This window comes from Chryseobacterium sp. MEBOG06 (assembly GCF_021869765.1).
Classification (GTDB): domain Bacteria; phylum Bacteroidota; class Bacteroidia; order Flavobacteriales; family Weeksellaceae; genus Chryseobacterium.
Genome location: NZ_CP084580.1, coordinates 120,946 through 137,724 on the forward strand (window position 1 = coordinate 120,946; position 16,779 = coordinate 137,724).

Consider the following 16,779-nt stretch of genomic DNA (forward strand, 5'->3'; position numbering starts at 1 on the left):
TTGTAAAGATTACTGAATGCCAAACTGCTGTACCATCCAGTGATTAGCATGGTTTTTAATAAGGTCTTTTTTCAGAACCTCATCTTTGGTATTTAAGTAGCTGTATACTTTTAAAGGAATGGAATCAGGATACTCCTTTAATCCGTTAGCTACCGTAATTTTTGCTTCTTCTTTCTTTTGACCGCTGTCCAGAGCCTCAGCTTTATAGATATAAATGATAGCCGGGATTTTTCCATAAACATTTTTGGTTTCATTTTCCAGCAGGTTCATTGTTTCCATCTGGAATTCAGGATTAGCTGCTTTTCCTGCCATTACAGTCTGGCTGATATGCTGTTGATACATCAGGAAAAGAAAAAGCAAATGAAGGTTTTTGGTATTGGGATCAGAAGCCGCTTTTTCAATCTTATGTATGGTTTCGGGGGTGATCTCATCATCATCAGCCTGAAGGCTCTTCTGATAAAACTCATCCATAAGATCATAGACTGTTTGATCATTAGAGTCAATACTTGACTGACTTTTTATTTTCTGAAATGTTTCTTTTATTTGTAGACTTGATTGTGCAAAAGCGGTCAAGCTGAAGCATAAGAAAATAGCCAGAATCAGATTTTTCATAGAGCGGTTCAAATGTTTTCCGCTTAAATATACTCATTTGTTCCAGAACTGAAAAAAGAAATAAGAAGGGCATCATAATTTAGTGGATAATCCAAAGGTTGTTTTTCCTAAAATGATTAATTTTAGGGCTGCAAAATTAACATAGGATTTCTTCTCTTTCTATTACAGAATGACCAGAAATTTCTTTTGAAAAATATGTCAATGAATTCAATCGTAATCAACGTAGGAAACAGTAATATCAGATTTGGTCTTTTTGATGATGATAATTGTGATATTTCTTGGGTAATCAATACAAAACCATACAGAACGGCGGACGAATTATACGTTCAGATGCTGATGCTTTACCAGACGTATAAAATAGAACCAAAAGAAATCCAAAAAGTAATTATTGGTTCTGTGGTACCCCAGCTCACCAAAGTGATGAGTGCTGCCATAAAAAAGATTCACAAAGTAAGTCCTGTAATTGTTGACAGTACAACGCCGTCAATTGTTCAGGCAAAATCTAAATCAAGAGGAACGGATATTTATGCCAATCTTGTAGCGGCTCATATGCTTTATCCTGGAAGAAAGAAGATTGTTTTAGACTTCGGAACAGCACTTACGGCAAGTTGTATTTCGGAAACCGGAGAATCTTTGGGTGTTATTATTGCCCCGGGCATTATTACTTCTCTGAATTCTTTAATCAGCCAGACTGCCCAGCTTCCGGAAATTGAGCTGAAGAAGCCTAAAACTGTTTTAGGATTGGATACGGTAAGCTGTATGCAAAGCGGTATGGTATACGGATTTTTAGGAATGGTAGAGGGCTTTATTGACAGAATAAATGATGAGGTAAATGACGATTGTTTTGTCATTGCAACAGGGGGTGTATCTCATGTCTATAAGCCTTTGACGAATAAAATTCATTTAATGGACAGGCTCCATACGTTAAAAGGACTTTATTTTCTGGGAAAAGATTTATAAATTTATCATATTAAGATCCGGGTTGAGCATAAGCAGATCCGTTGTCTTAGTTTCAACTGTAATATAATGAACAGATTTCCGACCTTAGAAACAGAAAGGCTCATTCTCTCACAATTGGAGGAGAAAGATATTCCTTTTATTGTTGAATATCTTCAGCATAGAATTTATTCCGATCTTACGTCTAATATCCCTTATCCTTACACAGAGAATGATGCCAGATTTTGGCTGACAATATCTCAGGAAGCTTTTGATGAGCAGATAGGATATACTTTTGCTATCCGTAATAAAGAAGGTCAGATTATAGGGGCTATCGGCCTTCATGACAGGGAAGATGATAAAGCGGAATTAGGATACTGGATGGCAATTCCTTACTGGAATAAAGGATATGTAACGGAAGCAGCAAAAGCAATTGTGGATTTTGGTTTTAAAGAGATGGGACTCAATAAAATTTTTGCTACTCATTTTCCACACAATCCTGCCTCTGGAAAAATCATGGAGAAAATAGGAATGGAACAGGAAGCTGTTTTAAGACAGCATGTCAAAAAGGACGGAGAATATCATGATCTTGTCATGTATGCTATTTTTAATCATAGAGACTGAGTACGTTAAATATTTCAATGCGATAAAAATAAAAGTCAGAGAATATTTCTACATTCTCTGACTCTTTTATTATCTAAATGACTTTATGTATTCTTAAAGATCTCCTGTACAAGAATCGCATTCTACCAATGGATAAACCCATGTACCATTAGAATCCTGGAAAGGCTGATTTCTGCATCCGATTTTTCTTACGCCATTGCTGTCTGTGTAAAAACATTGGTCAGGGCGGATACCTCCGTTAATTTTTGCTGTTTCTTTTCTTGATAATTTTTTCATAATATTTTAATTTGATTGTGATCAAATATACTTAATTATTCAATAAATCATATTTATTTTATTGGTTTTTCAAGTTTTTATGAAAAATAATTCTCTTTAAGGGGAGCCGCGTTATCTCTTACTTTTAAAAAAATCTTTAACAATCGTAGAACATTCTTTTTCCATGATTCCGGTTATCATTTCAGTCTTTGGATGTAAAGTAAGGTGTTTGTTGATAAACCCTCTTTGTTCATCTCTCGCTCCAATCACTACTTTTGAAATTTGAGACCAGGATAAAGCTCCGGAACACATTACACAGGGTTCCATTGTTACATATAGAGTGCAGTCTTTTAGGTATTTGCCTCCAAGGAAATTGGCAGCAGCAGTGATAGCCTGCATTTCTGCATGAGCAGTCACATCGTTTAATGTTTCGGTAAGGTTGTGAGCCCTTGCAATAATGCGGTTGTTAGAAACCACTACACATCCGATGGGGACTTCATCTTTTTCTAAAGCGGCTTCTGCTTCCTGCAGTGCCATTTTCATATAGTACTCGTCGGTAAACATTTAATCTGTTATTGTTAAAGTTAAGGGAAGTGTAAAGCGATAAATGGCAGGATCACCTTTTATGACTGCAGGAGAAAATTTTTCTGCCAGAGAATATAATGCAATTTCCGCTTGTCTGTTGAACGTGAAGTTATCACCCTGCGCATGAACATTGCTGACGCTTCCATCTTTTTCTACCATAAAAGCAACATCTGTCTTTATTGTTTTTTCCTGAGAATATACTCCGTCAACATACAGCAGATTGGCGACTTCCTGTCTCAAAGAATTGAGCCCTCCTGGATAATCGGCAACTTTTTCTATATCGGGAAGCTTTTCAGATGAGATTGCTTTGAGACTATTAATGGAACGAAGATCTTCTAAGTTTCGGACTTTCACCAACGCTCCAATTAATGCATTGTTTTCAATACTGTCCATTTTTTTCATAAAAAAAAGAAAATCACCTTTTATAGCAGATTTTTTTAAGGTATTGGATTCTTCATCAAATTTTTTCTTAAACTCTTTATTCAGCATACTTCTATGCTGATTATAATAGTTTTTCACAAGCCGGAATTCTTCTTTTTGCTGTGACAGACAAAAGGAAGAAATAAAACAGGCAAGGCAGATGAATAAAGTTCTCAATAGGCTATATTTATGTAAATATAACAAAAAAAATGAGATGTGATCGTATATATCAACTCTCCAGATATCGGTTCAGCGACTCCTGCAAATGAGTACGGATATCATCAACTAAACATTTAGGTTCCAGTACGGTAACTTCTTTTCCATAAGATAAAATTTCCTGCATAAAGTCATAGGTAGGGTGGAGGAAGAACTCAAAATAGATCTCTTCAGGTGTTTCTTTGGTTTCTTTCTGCGACTGATGAAGAGGGAAACTTTTGATATACTCTCCCTGATGGCGGCTGCATTTTAATACAATTTTCTCCGGTTTTTGTTCCGTCAGGTTCATAACACCAAATGCATTTTTGAAATGCTCTCTGAAGTTGTATTTGTACTTTTCTCTAAACTGATTCTTAGCCACATCCAGATAATTGATTCTGTCAAGCCCGAATGACTTCAGAATTTTGTCTTTGGTATCAATAGCGATGAGGTACCAGCGGTCTTTGGATTCTTTCAATGCCAAAGGATGTACCTTTCTGGAGGTCATCAGTTTGTTTTTGTAATTATAGTGCTCAAAAGTCACAACTCTTTTATTTCGGATGGCAAAGAAGAGGTCATAAAAATTTTCCACGCCAGTAGGTTTGCGGCTTTCGAAAAAGATAAAATCGGAAAAATTGGGATGGGTATTCATGGCATTGCTCACCTGGAATGATTCCAGTAGTTTTTGGTTGTATTCATCCACTTCCATGATCGGGCGGCTTTCAATATAATACCTGTTGTCCCCCTTTTTTTTATTATGAATAGAAAGATTGAAAAGATCAGAAATTTCACGAATATCCCTTTGCAGAGTACGGATAGAGTAGCTCTTGATGTCCGCATCCTGGAATTCAAAAGAGTTTAAAAGATAGTCCTCCAGCTGAGAATAGGTAGCCGGAGAACTTTCTAATCTTTTAATAATTAAGGCATATCTTGTCAGATAAAAGTCTTTCTTCATAGTAAAGTTTTGTAAGACAAATATATGTGCTTAATGCGACAAAAGGTGTCGTGTTTTATTTTTTTATTATAAACTTATTGCCCGTAATCTATGAAGGAACTCTTATTTATGAACATATGGAATGAAGTAGGAGTAACTTCTATCTTTGAAATAGGACTATTGGAAATAACAAAAGTGGTTTTATTATTTTGTTCATTTTCTGTAAATGGCTTCCCTTGCAAATTAATTTTTACCATATCTTTGAAAACCTGAGAAGGTGTTTGAAACTCCATAAATAAGTTATCCAAATATTCAGTATTTCCTCCGAAGTCAGTTTTTACACCATCTTTAAAATCGAATTGTATTTTTTTGATATCTTTTCTTTTTGATGATTCTTTTTTTGTTTTCATGTCATAATCTACAATTCCTGTCCAGATAGGTAAAGGATTTGCATACTTTTCCTTAAAAATTAGTATTAAAGTAGAAATTAATTCAGAGAGAGAGCATTTTAATAATAATTCTTCCAATATCTCTTCTTTATTTAAATTCTCCATTGCTTTGGGGTCATACTTTTGTTGATCTAATACAATAGCTCTGTATTGTTTTGGTGTTACATAATATAACACATCATAATCTTTTTTTGTTATCATTTTATAATTTTTTATAATGAATATATTCAACCCTGTTTTTTAATTTCATATGTTTTAACGGATTTCTGTAATATTAAAATCGTTTTTCATGATCTTATTTATAAGACGAATATATGGGCTTAATGCGACAAAACGTGTTGTGTTTTATTTTTCCCAGGCATAATTTCCATTTTTATCAATCTCAATCTAAGATTCCTCAGGAAAGATTAATATGGATAAAGGTTTTCCATCTTTATCATTTATCATTATTATGTAATTTTCATACATTTCATTAGGAGGGAACCCTTTTGAATAATCATACCATCCATCCCAATAATCCATATTCAATTTATTATCTTTATCTTCTTTCTTCCAAAAATTTAATTTTATAGGGTACTGATCGTTATGATCTAATTTTAAATCTTGATAAACCTTTGCTATGGTTTTTTTATCTGGACTTCTGTATGTTTCATGATGATCGGGTTGAGTACATTAAAATGAGTTGATAATATATAGCCAGCCTAAGATATGCTTTCTACTGAGCAAAATAATAAAAACAGCAGTAAAGTTACTGCTGTTTTCGTCCAAGAGTTTTACTTTCTGTGTTTTATATTTTTAAGGTACTTTGGTTATTTGTAATCAAAACGGTCTTCGTCCGGATACCAGTAGAGGTCTAAACTTGGTGTCATTGTTCCATTTTCATAAGATTTTATGTTGTCCTCTAAAGTTCCCAAAGAACCAAAGCTTACTACTCTTTCCGTTTCTTTTTCCACTATAAAAGGCCCTGAGCCGACAAGAGCTGCAGTAGATCTCCTTTTAAAATATATTTTTTAGAATTGAAAAAAAAATATTACCATATGGCTTGTTTAAAATGGCATTAGGAATAATCATCGTCTCAATATTCTTTGCCACTATTTTTCTAATAAAACGGTCTGCTATTTCTAGCATTTCTTTGTCTGTTAGCATAAATAAGATATTTTTTATTTTTCATGAGCTTCTGTATGGAAATCCGATAATCATGTAGAAATAATAACTATAAAAGAGATTTTGTTTACATATTCACAGGGTCAAAAAAACCATCTTCATCTTCTTCCAATTGCAATAATTTATTTTTATCACTTTTATAAAGCTCGATATTTTCCTCTACAGAAATAGCGGTCATCATACAGTATACATTTAGTGTTTCTTTATCAATAATAACAGGTCCGTTTCCGGCCAATGCATTAGAAAAATCATTGTTTACATCTTTTAGTTGCCAATAAAATACCCATCCAAAAGGATGCTCTTGTGTAAGATTATCATATATAATTATATTGGGTTTTCCCAAATCGTCCAAATTCGAAGGTTATTTTCATAATCTACAAATCGCTGCATTTTTGCCTTTGCTTGTTCTTTTGTATACATGATATTTTATGTTCGTAAGAATTGATAATTCTTTTAAACTAATTTTTTTTAATTGTCTATCAAGAAACTTAATTACTCTTTTTTATTTTATTGGTGACATTAAAATATTCTTTTCAATTTTTGCCATTTAGAAGAAACTCTTCCAGCTATTAATAGTAGCTGGAGAAGTTTTTATCTTTTAATAATTAAAGCATCCTTATCAGATGAAAATCCATTATGATCTTATTTTATAATATGGATTTAATGATACAAAATATAACGTGCTATTCTTTCTATTTATCCAGTTTATGATTATATGTATTAATAGAATTTTGGATATATTCAGTAAAGCTATTAGCTATTTTTCTATGAAATTCTTTCGAGTCCATACTGTCATCCGTATATCCTTCCATATCAAGCCCATAAACGGGAGGATTGTCTCCTTCATCAAAAAATATATAATGGATGTAAATAGAACCATCAGACTCTGCAATTGTCCAGAAATCTCGCTTAATTATATTTTGTAATCCATAATCTTTTAATTGTTCTTTGGCATTTTCATTTGCGGATTCCAAAAAATCAAAGGTTCCTCCTAAACCTGTATTTGAGTTATGAATAGGATAAAAGTGCTTTCCCGTTAATTCCAAAAATTCTTTATAAGCTTTTGGAAATTCTTTATTAATTTTTATTTCCAATTGATTTATTGAAGCAAGAGAAACATTGCTATTGTTCCATTTATTTTTTATAAGATATTCATTAAGTTCTTTAAAATATTGTAAGCTCATAATAATATTATATTTTTAGTGTTTATGTTTTTGTAAGAACATTTCAAAAGTTTCATTATTGTAGACGGGCTCAATAATATTTTTACTGTTTTTATACATAGGCCTTGCTATCGTAATTTGAGATTTAGGGTAAGTTATTGCACGGCTGAGAATTTCTCTTTTACAGACATTACATGGATCATAAGTAGTGAGAATTCTTAATTTTATTTCTAATTTTTCTATATCAATATTATGTTCTGTTGCAATTCTAGCAATATCTTCATCGACTAATGCTGTAATTTTTACTTCTGAATCATCAATTCTTGATCTGGCAGGTTTTAGGGCACTGTCTTTAAAAAATTCGCCTTCAACATTTTCTACTGTTTTTTCAATGCCTTTTCCATTACTCATCAAATCTTTTTTAGAGGCACTTGCCCAATAATCTTGCTTAGAAAAAATTACTCGGCCATTATGAGTTATTTCCAATTCGGCATTTGCAATATTTGTAAATTGAGCTTTTCCACTTTTTAATTTTGTTAGAATTTTGATTTCTTCAAATGATAACCCTACCTTTTCAATCCTATTTGATAGTTTTCCATAATACCACTCGTATTTTACTTTTCTAAAGTCCAATCCGGCTCTTTGTCTTTGAAAACTTTTTCTGGCTTGGTTTAATTTAGCTTCTATTTTACGTATATTAGGATCTGTAGACCTGAATTTTTTTCTTTCTTTTATTTTCTCATCCAATACTTTTCTAGGATCCTTTTCAGCGCCTTTTTTATTTGAAATCTTATCATCTAATTCTTTCTCTGCAGCCTCAAAAGCTTCTTTAGTTTCTTGTCTTGCAGACTGCTCTTCTAATTTCTTAGTAAAATCATCAGATTGCTTTCTTAGTGATTCATAATAGCCATCTAAGTATTTTTGATATTCTAAATCTTTTTCAGCTGTAGTGGCTGCTTTTTTTAATACGGAAGCCTCTTCAGCTGTTTTCGCTGCTCTTCCGGCTTTCAGGGCAGGAACCAGGAAGGTAAGTATATCGGGAGTAAGTTCTCCCAACTTTTTATACCAATAATATTGATTGGTGCCGTACTTCAAATACCAATCAGGGAATTCTTTTAATGCTATAACAAGTTTTGTCCAAAGCTTCTTTATAAAATCTTCAAAGTTAAAAACAAGTTCATTTAAAAGGTTCTCAAAAGCTTCCCCTAGGGCATCAGTAAGTACAAAGCCGATACCATCTCTTGCGATCATCATGACTAAAGAGACCAAATCTATAAGCCCCGCTACAAATTCTAAACATCCATTCCAAAGACCTACTAAAAAAGCATTGAGATTGTAAATCTCGTTAAGAATTTCTCCTTCGGGCAAAAACTCATCTAGTTTCTTTAGGCCATCATCTAATAAAGAAGAAAATTTTTCAAACAAATATAATAAAACATTGTTCAGAATTTCCTTAAATATTTTTTCTACGATTAGGTCATTTTGATCAGGTTTTAATAAGCTGTCAATATGTTGTTTAAATTTACTTTTTATTAATTCCTTTATTTCTTCTCTATTTTGAGGAACGATTACGTTGGGTAAAAAAGCAGGAGTAAAGTCTTTATCCAATAAAGCATTCCAGTATTTTTCCTCTTCATATTTTTTAGTTCTCATCCAGTGAGATACTTCCAATATTTTTTTAGGAATATTTAAACCTAAATATTTGTCTCCTTGTAAAAAAAGTAGAAACCATGACATATCATCAAATTTCTTTTGATTAAAATCATATTTGATAGCTTTTACTAAAAGATCTTTTAGTTCTTTTGTATCAAGTTTTACTTCTTTACTGGCCTGAACAAATTCAAGATTTGAGTTGTTTTTTACTTCAAAGGGCCGTTTTAGAAATTCTTCAGCTAACTCTTCCTCGTCTGTTTGCCCGAAAAAAGGATATTGAAAGTGAAGTTTTTTTATTGCTTCTGCTCCTAGTTTCACCCGAACAATTTTTCCAAAATCAAATTTTCCATCATCGGTTTCAATAAAAAATATAATTTCATTATTATCGGGTTTAACTTCGGGATTTGCATATTGCTTTAAAACTTCCTGACCGTCAGGGTTGGCATAGACTTTAAATTTTATATCCCCCCAATCCTCGCTGATTGTGTTGTTGTGAAGTGCTGCTGCTGAATAATTAAATTTTTTGGAAAGGTCTATAATACTGAAATTGGATTCATTTAAAATTCTTGCCGGGCCATAATCTGCAATAGCCCAGGAGGGTAATTGTTTTTCCCAATATTGTCCAAATGGACTATTTTTAAATGCGCTTATTTCCTCAAAAGTATTTTTTTTATTGTTAAAGAAGTTTTGTTCAAGTAATCCATTTTGAATATTCTCTTCTGAAAGTAGCTTAGATATGGATAGATCGCTGCTCCCTTTATTGTTTAATATATCTAAACTCATTTTGTGATTTTTAGGTTAAAAAAAGACAAGGATTTTACTCCTTGCTCTTAATTGATTGCTTTATTCAAAGGTTCTTTGCTTACTGATGAGGTCATTCTCCGGAAAGATCATCGTAAGTTTATTGTTTGAGTAATGGTCCTTTATCGTCTCTTCATCCAGTACGAGAAGATCCAGATAATAATCTTGATCAATTAATACGTAAGCGTTTTTCAGTTTACATTTAGCCTGAACCAAAACATCCCAATCTTTTCCTTCCAGAGTATCCCATTCTTCAAAAGGAACCCTGCCTCTGCTACCGAATAGAAATATCTTTTCAACAGCAGTAATGTCATCAATCTTGTCCTTTAAGGTTGTGAGGATATAAGGCAGCACTTTTTCGTGCTGCCAAATAGCCTCGAGTTTTACTCGACTCATGGTTTTATGTTTTTAGAGAATTAAATTAAGAATCTTGATAGAGGTAGTTTTTCGTGATACTCCTGAAAATCAATAAGTTTGTCGTCTTTGTCAAACAGTCTGTTTGAAGAACCGGTGAAAAAGTCATCAGCGAATTTCAGATAGTTAATTCCATCAGTTGTAAATGATAATGTATCTGACATTTCTGAATAAGGAGGTTTTACAAATTTGAAGTTTTTGATTTTGTCTATATCCACTCGAATGGTAACTCCATTTTCAGGATTGGCAAATGCTTCAATTCCCTCTATTCTGGAAAGGCCACCAGCCAAATCGCCATAAAGCTTCACCAAAGAATCTGTTTTAGACCATTTTGCATCTCTTACGACTTCAATGGTTTGTCCCATACATTCATATTTTCTGGGGAATTCACCTGCATCATCAAGATCACCAACGGTTTTATAAGAAGCCGTACTATCTAACTGTTTTAGTGAAAACTGGATCTGCTTAGTGCTTGATTTAGTTCCCATTAAAGAATTATCTTTTACGAAATTACTTTCAGTGATCACATCTCCCGGAACTTCAAATTCGTTAGGATCTTCAGCAGTGAAAGGTAAAGCGTGACCTACTTTTAAGCCGATGCTCTCTGCCTGTAAAATGTTTAATGGAGTTGGAAGTCTTGTAATCCATGCTTTTCCTTGTTTTACACCTTTAGGCTGCTTCATTTCATCCACAATAGACATATAAAGTGAATCTCCGATTACGGGTACTTCACCGCCATTCCAGATTTTTCCGGTTGCCATATAGAACTGCACTGCATCTTCAAATCCTGGACGAACAGTAGCTACAACTCTTGCCATTCCACTTTGAAGGAAGGCTCTGAACAGAGGATCTACATCTTCAGCCTGATAAAGGTTGGCCCATTCTGTTTTGTTTGCCCAATAGTAAGGATACAAATAGTAAGAAAGGTTCTCCCATTCGAAGGCCTGTTCCATAAATTTCAGGAAGGCTGTATATTTATCAAGTGTTGAAGACAGGTCTGTTTCGTAGTCTGTAAAGGTACTTCCTGTAGTTAATCCTGCCATACCATATCCGTGGGTAGAATTGGCTGCTCTGTTGATCATATAGGAGATACAGTTTTTACGAAGCACTGTATTTTCGATTTGACGGTAGAATCCAGGGTTGGTTCCTTTGATTTGGATACCTGTTGCTTTTTCTTCGGCTATTTTCTGCTCATAGATGGCTAATGCTTTTTCATAGCTGTCAATAATCGCTTTGAATGTTTTCTGTAACCACGCGTTTCTTGCTTCAGTAGTTAATTCCAGGTTCAGCTTTAACGTTCCCTGCATAATTGGACTTTCTCCGGTTGCAAAACTAAATTCCAGTTTATTTTTGATATTTAGAGTTGTCGTTGCTCCGCTTATCTGAGTGCTGTTTGGTGAAGTAATCCAGTTGGTTCCCTGTCCTCCAATAGTCATGAATGCCTGATGAGCTCCTTTGAAGCCATGTGGATAAGTCTGGAAAGTATAGTCAACAGTTTTTAATAAATATCCTTCCGGAACTTCTACTTCTCCGTTTCCATTGACGATCTGAACTTTGTCATCATCTTTTCCTCCGAAGTTCCCGTCACGCCCACTGAATGATTTACTGATCGCAAAAGCATCTGCTGGTCTTTCATCAATTTCGGCATTATATTTACTTACCCAGTGTTTTAAGGTAGCATCGTTATTTAAAGAAGCATAATTCTCCATGGTCAGAGTGCTTGCTTTTCTTGGGTCTTCAGGTTTTACAAGATCGCTTTTTGTAGCTGAATTATCCAGGGTCATCCCCAATGTATGAAGCTTTGCCGGCTGAGGAATCATAAATTCAAACATCAGACGTTTTCCGTAATTATAGATCTGATTTTTCATAAGCTTGTCTACCCAGCGGAAAACACCCACTACATGTTTGTCTCCTTTGGTATTGTCAAAGCCGTGTTTATTGTTTTCTTCAAATTCTTCAATGATTTTTTCAATTCTTTCTTCATGAACTTTAGTCACTACTCTGTCTAGTGCTCTTGCGGTAATATCCTGTGCCTGAGTTACTGCCTGTCTTGTACTTTCCTCTTTAGAAGAATGATTGGCGTATCCTCCCGCAACTCCAGTACTAAATGATGCTCCGCCAGTCATTTCCCATTTGGCATCAAAGTGTGCCTGTACATTGGTATCTCTGGATTCCTGAAGCATTTTGGCGATTTCACTCTGCATTTCAAATCTTGTTGCAGTCGTTGTATCGGTAAGCTTTTCTCTTTCAGTATCAGAGGAAGTCGTGCTTGTATTTTCGCTTCTTCTTAGCCTTCTTGTCGCTTTTTCACGATATTCACGTGCCATTACATTTTCAATGTGGGCAACTTCTCCTTCTACATAGGCGTGGGTAGTTTGCTCCACCTTAAGATAATCTGCAATACCAATCTGCTTGAATCCGAATCCTGAAGGGATGTAAGAATCATCTGGCTGCTGCTCAACAGGGTCTTTAACTTCATTTACTAATTCAAAAGATGAAGAGTAGCAGGACTTCATGGTGATAATCCTTGGTTGGAAAGCGGTTACTTTACCATTGGTGAATGTAATTTTAACATCCATTGTGAAGTTTTCTGTCTGAGTGATGTATACTCCATCTGTTGTAGGACTTGCTAATAGTTTACTTAAAAAGATCTTATTTCCGACACGGCTTTTTTCAAAATATGTTCCGGAAATAGGGCCTGCATTGGTGTAAAAAGTATAACTCATGCTGGCTACATTCCAGGAAGCATCAGGGACGTCAATGGATAAATCCAGAGAGGTGAATCTCATGATAAATTTCGGACATAGCTGATAAGTAAAAGGAATGGTTTCTACTCTTGAAACAGGAAGAAGAACTCCGCCAATGCTGGTGTAGGTTTCAGAATTATCCATCATATTGTCCAGGATGATTCTATTGGCCTTTTCAGAGGCATTTGAGATAAGATCTTTTACCTCATTGAAGGTATTTCTGCCTGCCAATAAGCTGTCGATCATTCCGCTATTATCAATTCTTCCTTTATCTCTCCCTGAAAAATCATATTCTAAAAGAGATAGCATGGTATCAACACTGTCTGGTTTTAAAGTGTTTGCCAGTGTTTTTCCTTCAATTTCAGAACGGAATGAGAAGTCGAATTTATCAAGTTTTGGATAAGGAATTTCTTCTGGCCTCTGGCAAGGGTCTGCTGGGTTATAGGGCTGATCAGGTTTTCTGATTTCGCAGAATTTTCTTCTTGCTTCTTCTACACGTGCATAATAATCATCAATAATATTCTGGTTGGCGTTATTGTACTCTTTTTCTTCAGATTTATATTGTTTCTCATATTCTTTCTTGTATTGGGTTTCAATAAGAGAAAGCTCTTTTGTTAATGCATTGTATCTGCTCAATAGGGCTTGGGCTTCCTGGATTTTTTGTTGCTTTTCCATATAAGCCGAAGGTGCGGTTTCTTCCCCTAGCTCTTTTTCTGCCATTTTTGAAGCAATACCAATTGGGTTCGTATTGGGTGTGTCCAACATCAGTTCTCTTGGAATTAAAACTCTTGCTGACAAAAGATCTCTAACATCTTCTTCATTGTAGGTTACTTGATCAGGTTGAAGAGTGTGTGCTGCAAGTAGAATCTGCATCAACCCTTCTTTTACATAGAAATCCTTTTGAGTGACAATCTGATAAATTAAATTATTCCATAAATTGACAAGATTAGGAAAAGCGTAAGAGGAAGAAATTGTTACTTGTCTTATTTTTTCATTAAGTTGGTTCTGAGTACAGTTATCTTTGTTTTTGGCAAGCCATAAAGCATAGTCATATACTACTGCATATAATTGTTTCAGAGTTTTAGCATCTGGAATAAAACTGCTGTTTTGCTTATAAATTTCGGCTCTTTCCTTCAGTACTCTTTGTTTGGAACCAGAATTGGCTACTACAGGTTTATAGAAAGAGTCATCATTTTTTAAGCTGTCTGGAATTCTGATGAATTTTTTATATTCTTTCTTTTCATCAGGCAGTTGCGGACTTCTTAAGTTTACAAACCTGAAGAGTGTTTGTGATGGTGTATTATCAGCTGATGAACCAGCTGCTTTATTTTCAGAATTGTTCATTTTGTAATTTTGGTTGGTTTTATAAAGGGTAAGATTTGAAGTTTCTTTTTAATAGAGTATCTTCAGTATTTGGTCTTGTTTTTTTAGGTGGTTTCAGACAAAGATTTCCACCGTTATTCTTGATTTTCAAAATCATATTTTATTATTTTCTATATAGATTTTAAGACATAGTTCTGGCTGTTCAGCATTTTTGTGAATGGTGAATTCAAAGGAGTTGGGAAAGTTTAATGAGACTGCTGAATGTATCGTATAGAAGTATAGAGACTTCAAAAGTAATGATGAACAGCGTCAGAACTTGTCGTGTTTAAAGTATTATTTTATAATTGATCTTCTTCAAGAATATCCTTTTCAAAATCTTCTCTGAAGAAGTTTTCTATGTCATTGAGATCGTTTTCATAATCCATCTCAGCATTTTCGATATCACTCCATTGTATGGTATAAAGATCTTTATCGAATAATGTATTTGTATCGTAATCTGGTGTTTCCATGTTTTGTGTCGTGAGGTTTTGGTTAGAGTTTGAACATATTTCAGGCTGTTCAGCATGGGTGAATGTTGAATTCAAAGGCTTTTTAAAAGTTTTTATTGATTGTTATTTTGTGTCTTTTTGATACTCCAAAGATAGTGGAGTGATGCGTCAAAACTTGACGTGTTAAAAAAATATTTTTTATTTTTTTAATATAATCTTCAGCGCTTATAATTGCTATTTATAAGGTGAAAAGCTTATACTTTGTTTTTGATGAGCTTCTGCACAATTTGATTCAGTGTTTCCCTGTTGTCATCAATATAACTTAATCCGGCCTGTATCAGATTTTCAATATTGGACCTTCTTACATTATCCATTGCCGGAGAGGCATTTTTCAGTGAAGGATTCAACCGGAAATAATTTTTCTGATTTCTTAATCCCAGGGTATGAAACATTTGTCCCAACTGATAATCCACTGTTTCTGCATTGGCAGACATCAGGATATCGATAATGGGGCTTACCCAACCTATCTTTCCCGCCTTTTCCAATCTTTTGAAAGAATATGGCCTGGCTTCAATTCCGGTTCCGATAGAAATAATAATCATATCATTGACACTGGGGCGATTGGCCTTCTGATGGGTTTTTAAAACCTCTGCAAAAGGAATTTTTCTGGCTTCTGCATAAGCGCAAAGCGATGGATTATTGGCGAACATTCCGCCATCTATCAGACTGAAGATCTGCCCATACATAGATTTGACCTGTACAGGACTGAAGTAGGTAGGTGCTGCTGAAGTTGCTCTGCAGACATCTTTCACAAAAAAATTATCTGTGCTGAGGTTGGCTGTCCAGGAATTGAAAAGTTTTGCTCTTCTGTTCCCTATATCGTAACTTGTGATTAAACATGGTTTTATTAATTCTTTTAATTCTAAATTCCCAAAAAAGTCATTTAAATTTTTTTCAAGGGCTTCCTGGGGAATTCTTTCATTCAATAATCCGAATGGATTAACCAGTTTTTCCCAAAAGGAAACCTGGAAGATGTCACCGCCCTTTTCTGCATACAATTCTAATCCTTTCTGGATAGAATATTTTGCTTTTCGGGTTTCATCGGGGCATAGAATAATAGATGCAATCAGGCCTCCTGTACTGCTGCCCGCTACCAGATCAAAATAATCACCAAGTTTGGCACTTGGTTTATCATAAACCTGAAGCTGCTCTTCTATGTAGCGTAGAATAATGCAGGTAATAATCCCTCTTATTCCACCCCCGTCCAAAGAAAGAATGGTTATCTTTTTCATGTTGTTTTGTTTTTTCAAAAGAAATATTGTAACAGCTTTAGACAAGTAAAACCAATAGATTTCCGTAAAAATGGCTATTGGTTTTAGCTGGTTATAATGAGTGCTAGTGGTGTTTCTTTTATAAAGCAAAGATAGATGGCGTAAGCGACAGAACTTGACGTGTTTTAATTATTTAAAAATAAAAGAGTATTAAAAAATGACATAATTCTGTTTATCACGAGGCATTTTCAAAAGCATTCTCCAGCTTGTTTTTATAAGTCCTTTTTTGGATGGGATATTCTTTTTTTCAAAGTGGGGAAGATCTTTGAAGGTTTTCCAGTTGCCGCCCCAGTCCCATCCGTGTTTTGCGAAAATCTTCACGCATTCATACCAGTCTGCAACCTTATCATTATCCCAGTCTTTTGCGGTGTCCCAGCTTGCTGTTTTTCCGTCAATCATCAGGCAGATATCTACTGCCAGACCATAATTGTGTATACTTTGCCCGGCTTTAGCATTCGTTACTTTTTTCCCGGAAGTAATTCTTCCTATAGCATATAACTTTTCCTGTTCCTCAAAAGATCTCAATCCCTGAGTGATTCTGACTTTTGCTCTTCCGGTGAGTGCTTCATTACATTCTTTAATAATTTGTATCACTTCATCTCTTACAATGGGGTGAAGCTTCTGAATTCGTTCTGATGTTACTTTATCCATGATGTTATTTTTATAAAACAAAAGTAAGGCTGAA

The 16,779-nt window shown here is 34.5% G+C and carries 17 protein-coding genes; 2 read left to right on the plus strand and 15 right to left on the minus strand.

The genetic code is table 11. The features are described 5' to 3' along the window. Positions 1 to 9: 9 nt before the first annotated feature. On the minus strand, positions 10 to 612 hold the full coding sequence (locus LF887_RS00520) for a hypothetical protein (protein ID WP_236856887.1): 603 nt from the start codon (positions 610 to 612) through the stop codon (positions 10 to 12). A 201-nt stretch (positions 613 to 813) separates the two neighbouring features. Between LF887_RS00520 and LF887_RS00525 the strand changes: the two genes are divergently transcribed. Further along, positions 814 to 1,572, plus strand: a complete 759-nt coding sequence (locus tag LF887_RS00525; protein WP_236856888.1) for a type III pantothenate kinase — start codon at positions 814 to 816, stop codon at positions 1,570 to 1,572. A 66-nt stretch (positions 1,573 to 1,638) separates the two neighbouring features. Next, the gene (locus LF887_RS00530; protein WP_236856889.1) at positions 1,639 to 2,172 is read left to right on the plus strand and encodes a GNAT family N-acetyltransferase; all 534 of its coding nucleotides are present in this window, start codon (positions 1,639 to 1,641) and stop codon (positions 2,170 to 2,172) included. Positions 2,173 to 2,265: 93 nt separating this feature from the next. On the opposite strand, the gene LF887_RS00535 is transcribed toward LF887_RS00530, so the two are convergent. The 14 genes from LF887_RS00535 to LF887_RS00600 all read right to left on the minus strand — a co-directional run bounded on the left by LF887_RS00535 (position 2,266) and on the right by LF887_RS00600 (position 16,745). Continuing rightward, positions 2,266 to 2,448 carry a hypothetical protein gene (locus LF887_RS00535; protein WP_236856890.1) on the minus strand — a complete coding sequence of 61 codons (183 nt, stop codon included), beginning with the start codon at positions 2,446 to 2,448 and terminating at the stop codon, positions 2,266 to 2,268. 111 nt (positions 2,449 to 2,559) lie between these two features. Beyond that, positions 2,560 to 2,991 carry a nucleoside deaminase gene (locus LF887_RS00540; protein WP_236856891.1) on the minus strand — a complete coding sequence of 144 codons (432 nt, stop codon included), beginning with the start codon at positions 2,989 to 2,991 and terminating at the stop codon, positions 2,560 to 2,562. Then, entirely contained in the window at positions 2,992 to 3,531 is a 540-nt protein-coding gene (locus tag LF887_RS00545; protein ID WP_236856892.1) for a hypothetical protein, read from the minus strand. 130 nt (positions 3,532 to 3,661) lie between these two features. Next, on the minus strand, positions 3,662 to 4,582 hold the full coding sequence (locus LF887_RS00550) for a helix-turn-helix transcriptional regulator (protein ID WP_236856893.1): 921 nt from the start codon (positions 4,580 to 4,582) through the stop codon (positions 3,662 to 3,664). Between the two features lie 74 nt (positions 4,583 to 4,656). Beyond that, positions 4,657 to 5,211: a hypothetical protein gene (locus LF887_RS00555; protein WP_236856894.1), complete on the minus strand. Its 555-nt coding sequence runs from the start codon at positions 5,209 to 5,211 to the stop codon at positions 4,657 to 4,659. A 608-nt stretch (positions 5,212 to 5,819) separates the two neighbouring features. Next, the gene (locus tag LF887_RS00560; RefSeq protein WP_236856895.1) at positions 5,820 to 5,963 is read right to left on the minus strand and encodes a hypothetical protein; all 144 of its coding nucleotides are present in this window, start codon (positions 5,961 to 5,963) and stop codon (positions 5,820 to 5,822) included. A gap of 278 nt (positions 5,964 to 6,241) precedes the next feature. After that, positions 6,242 to 6,526, minus strand: a complete 285-nt coding sequence (locus tag LF887_RS00565; RefSeq protein ID WP_236856896.1) for a hypothetical protein — start codon at positions 6,524 to 6,526, stop codon at positions 6,242 to 6,244. A 340-nt stretch (positions 6,527 to 6,866) separates the two neighbouring features. Further along, positions 6,867 to 7,358 carry an SMI1/KNR4 family protein gene (locus LF887_RS00570; RefSeq protein WP_236856897.1) on the minus strand — a complete coding sequence of 164 codons (492 nt, stop codon included), beginning with the start codon at positions 7,356 to 7,358 and terminating at the stop codon, positions 6,867 to 6,869. Between the two features lie 15 nt (positions 7,359 to 7,373). Then, entirely contained in the window at positions 7,374 to 9,773 is a 2,400-nt protein-coding gene (locus LF887_RS00575) for a hypothetical protein (RefSeq protein ID WP_236856898.1), read from the minus strand. Between the two features lie 60 nt (positions 9,774 to 9,833). Continuing rightward, positions 9,834 to 10,187 carry a hypothetical protein gene (locus tag LF887_RS00580; protein ID WP_236856899.1) on the minus strand — a complete coding sequence of 118 codons (354 nt, stop codon included), beginning with the start codon at positions 10,185 to 10,187 and terminating at the stop codon, positions 9,834 to 9,836. Between the two features lie 20 nt (positions 10,188 to 10,207). Next, the gene (locus tag LF887_RS00585) at positions 10,208 to 14,296 is read right to left on the minus strand and encodes a hypothetical protein (protein WP_236856900.1); all 4,089 of its coding nucleotides are present in this window, start codon (positions 14,294 to 14,296) and stop codon (positions 10,208 to 10,210) included. Between the two features lie 317 nt (positions 14,297 to 14,613). Further along, positions 14,614 to 14,859, minus strand: a complete 246-nt coding sequence (locus LF887_RS00590) for a hypothetical protein (protein ID WP_236856901.1) — start codon at positions 14,857 to 14,859, stop codon at positions 14,614 to 14,616. Positions 14,860 to 15,017: 158 nt separating this feature from the next. Further along, positions 15,018 to 16,055, minus strand: coding sequence for a patatin-like phospholipase family protein (locus LF887_RS00595; protein ID WP_236856902.1), 1,038 nt, complete (start codon positions 16,053 to 16,055; stop codon positions 15,018 to 15,020). Positions 16,056 to 16,244: 189 nt separating this feature from the next. Continuing rightward, complete coding sequence (locus LF887_RS00600) at positions 16,245 to 16,745, minus strand: M15 family metallopeptidase (protein ID WP_236856903.1); 501 nt, start codon at positions 16,743 to 16,745, stop codon at positions 16,245 to 16,247. Between the last annotated feature and the right edge of the window lie 34 nt (positions 16,746 to 16,779).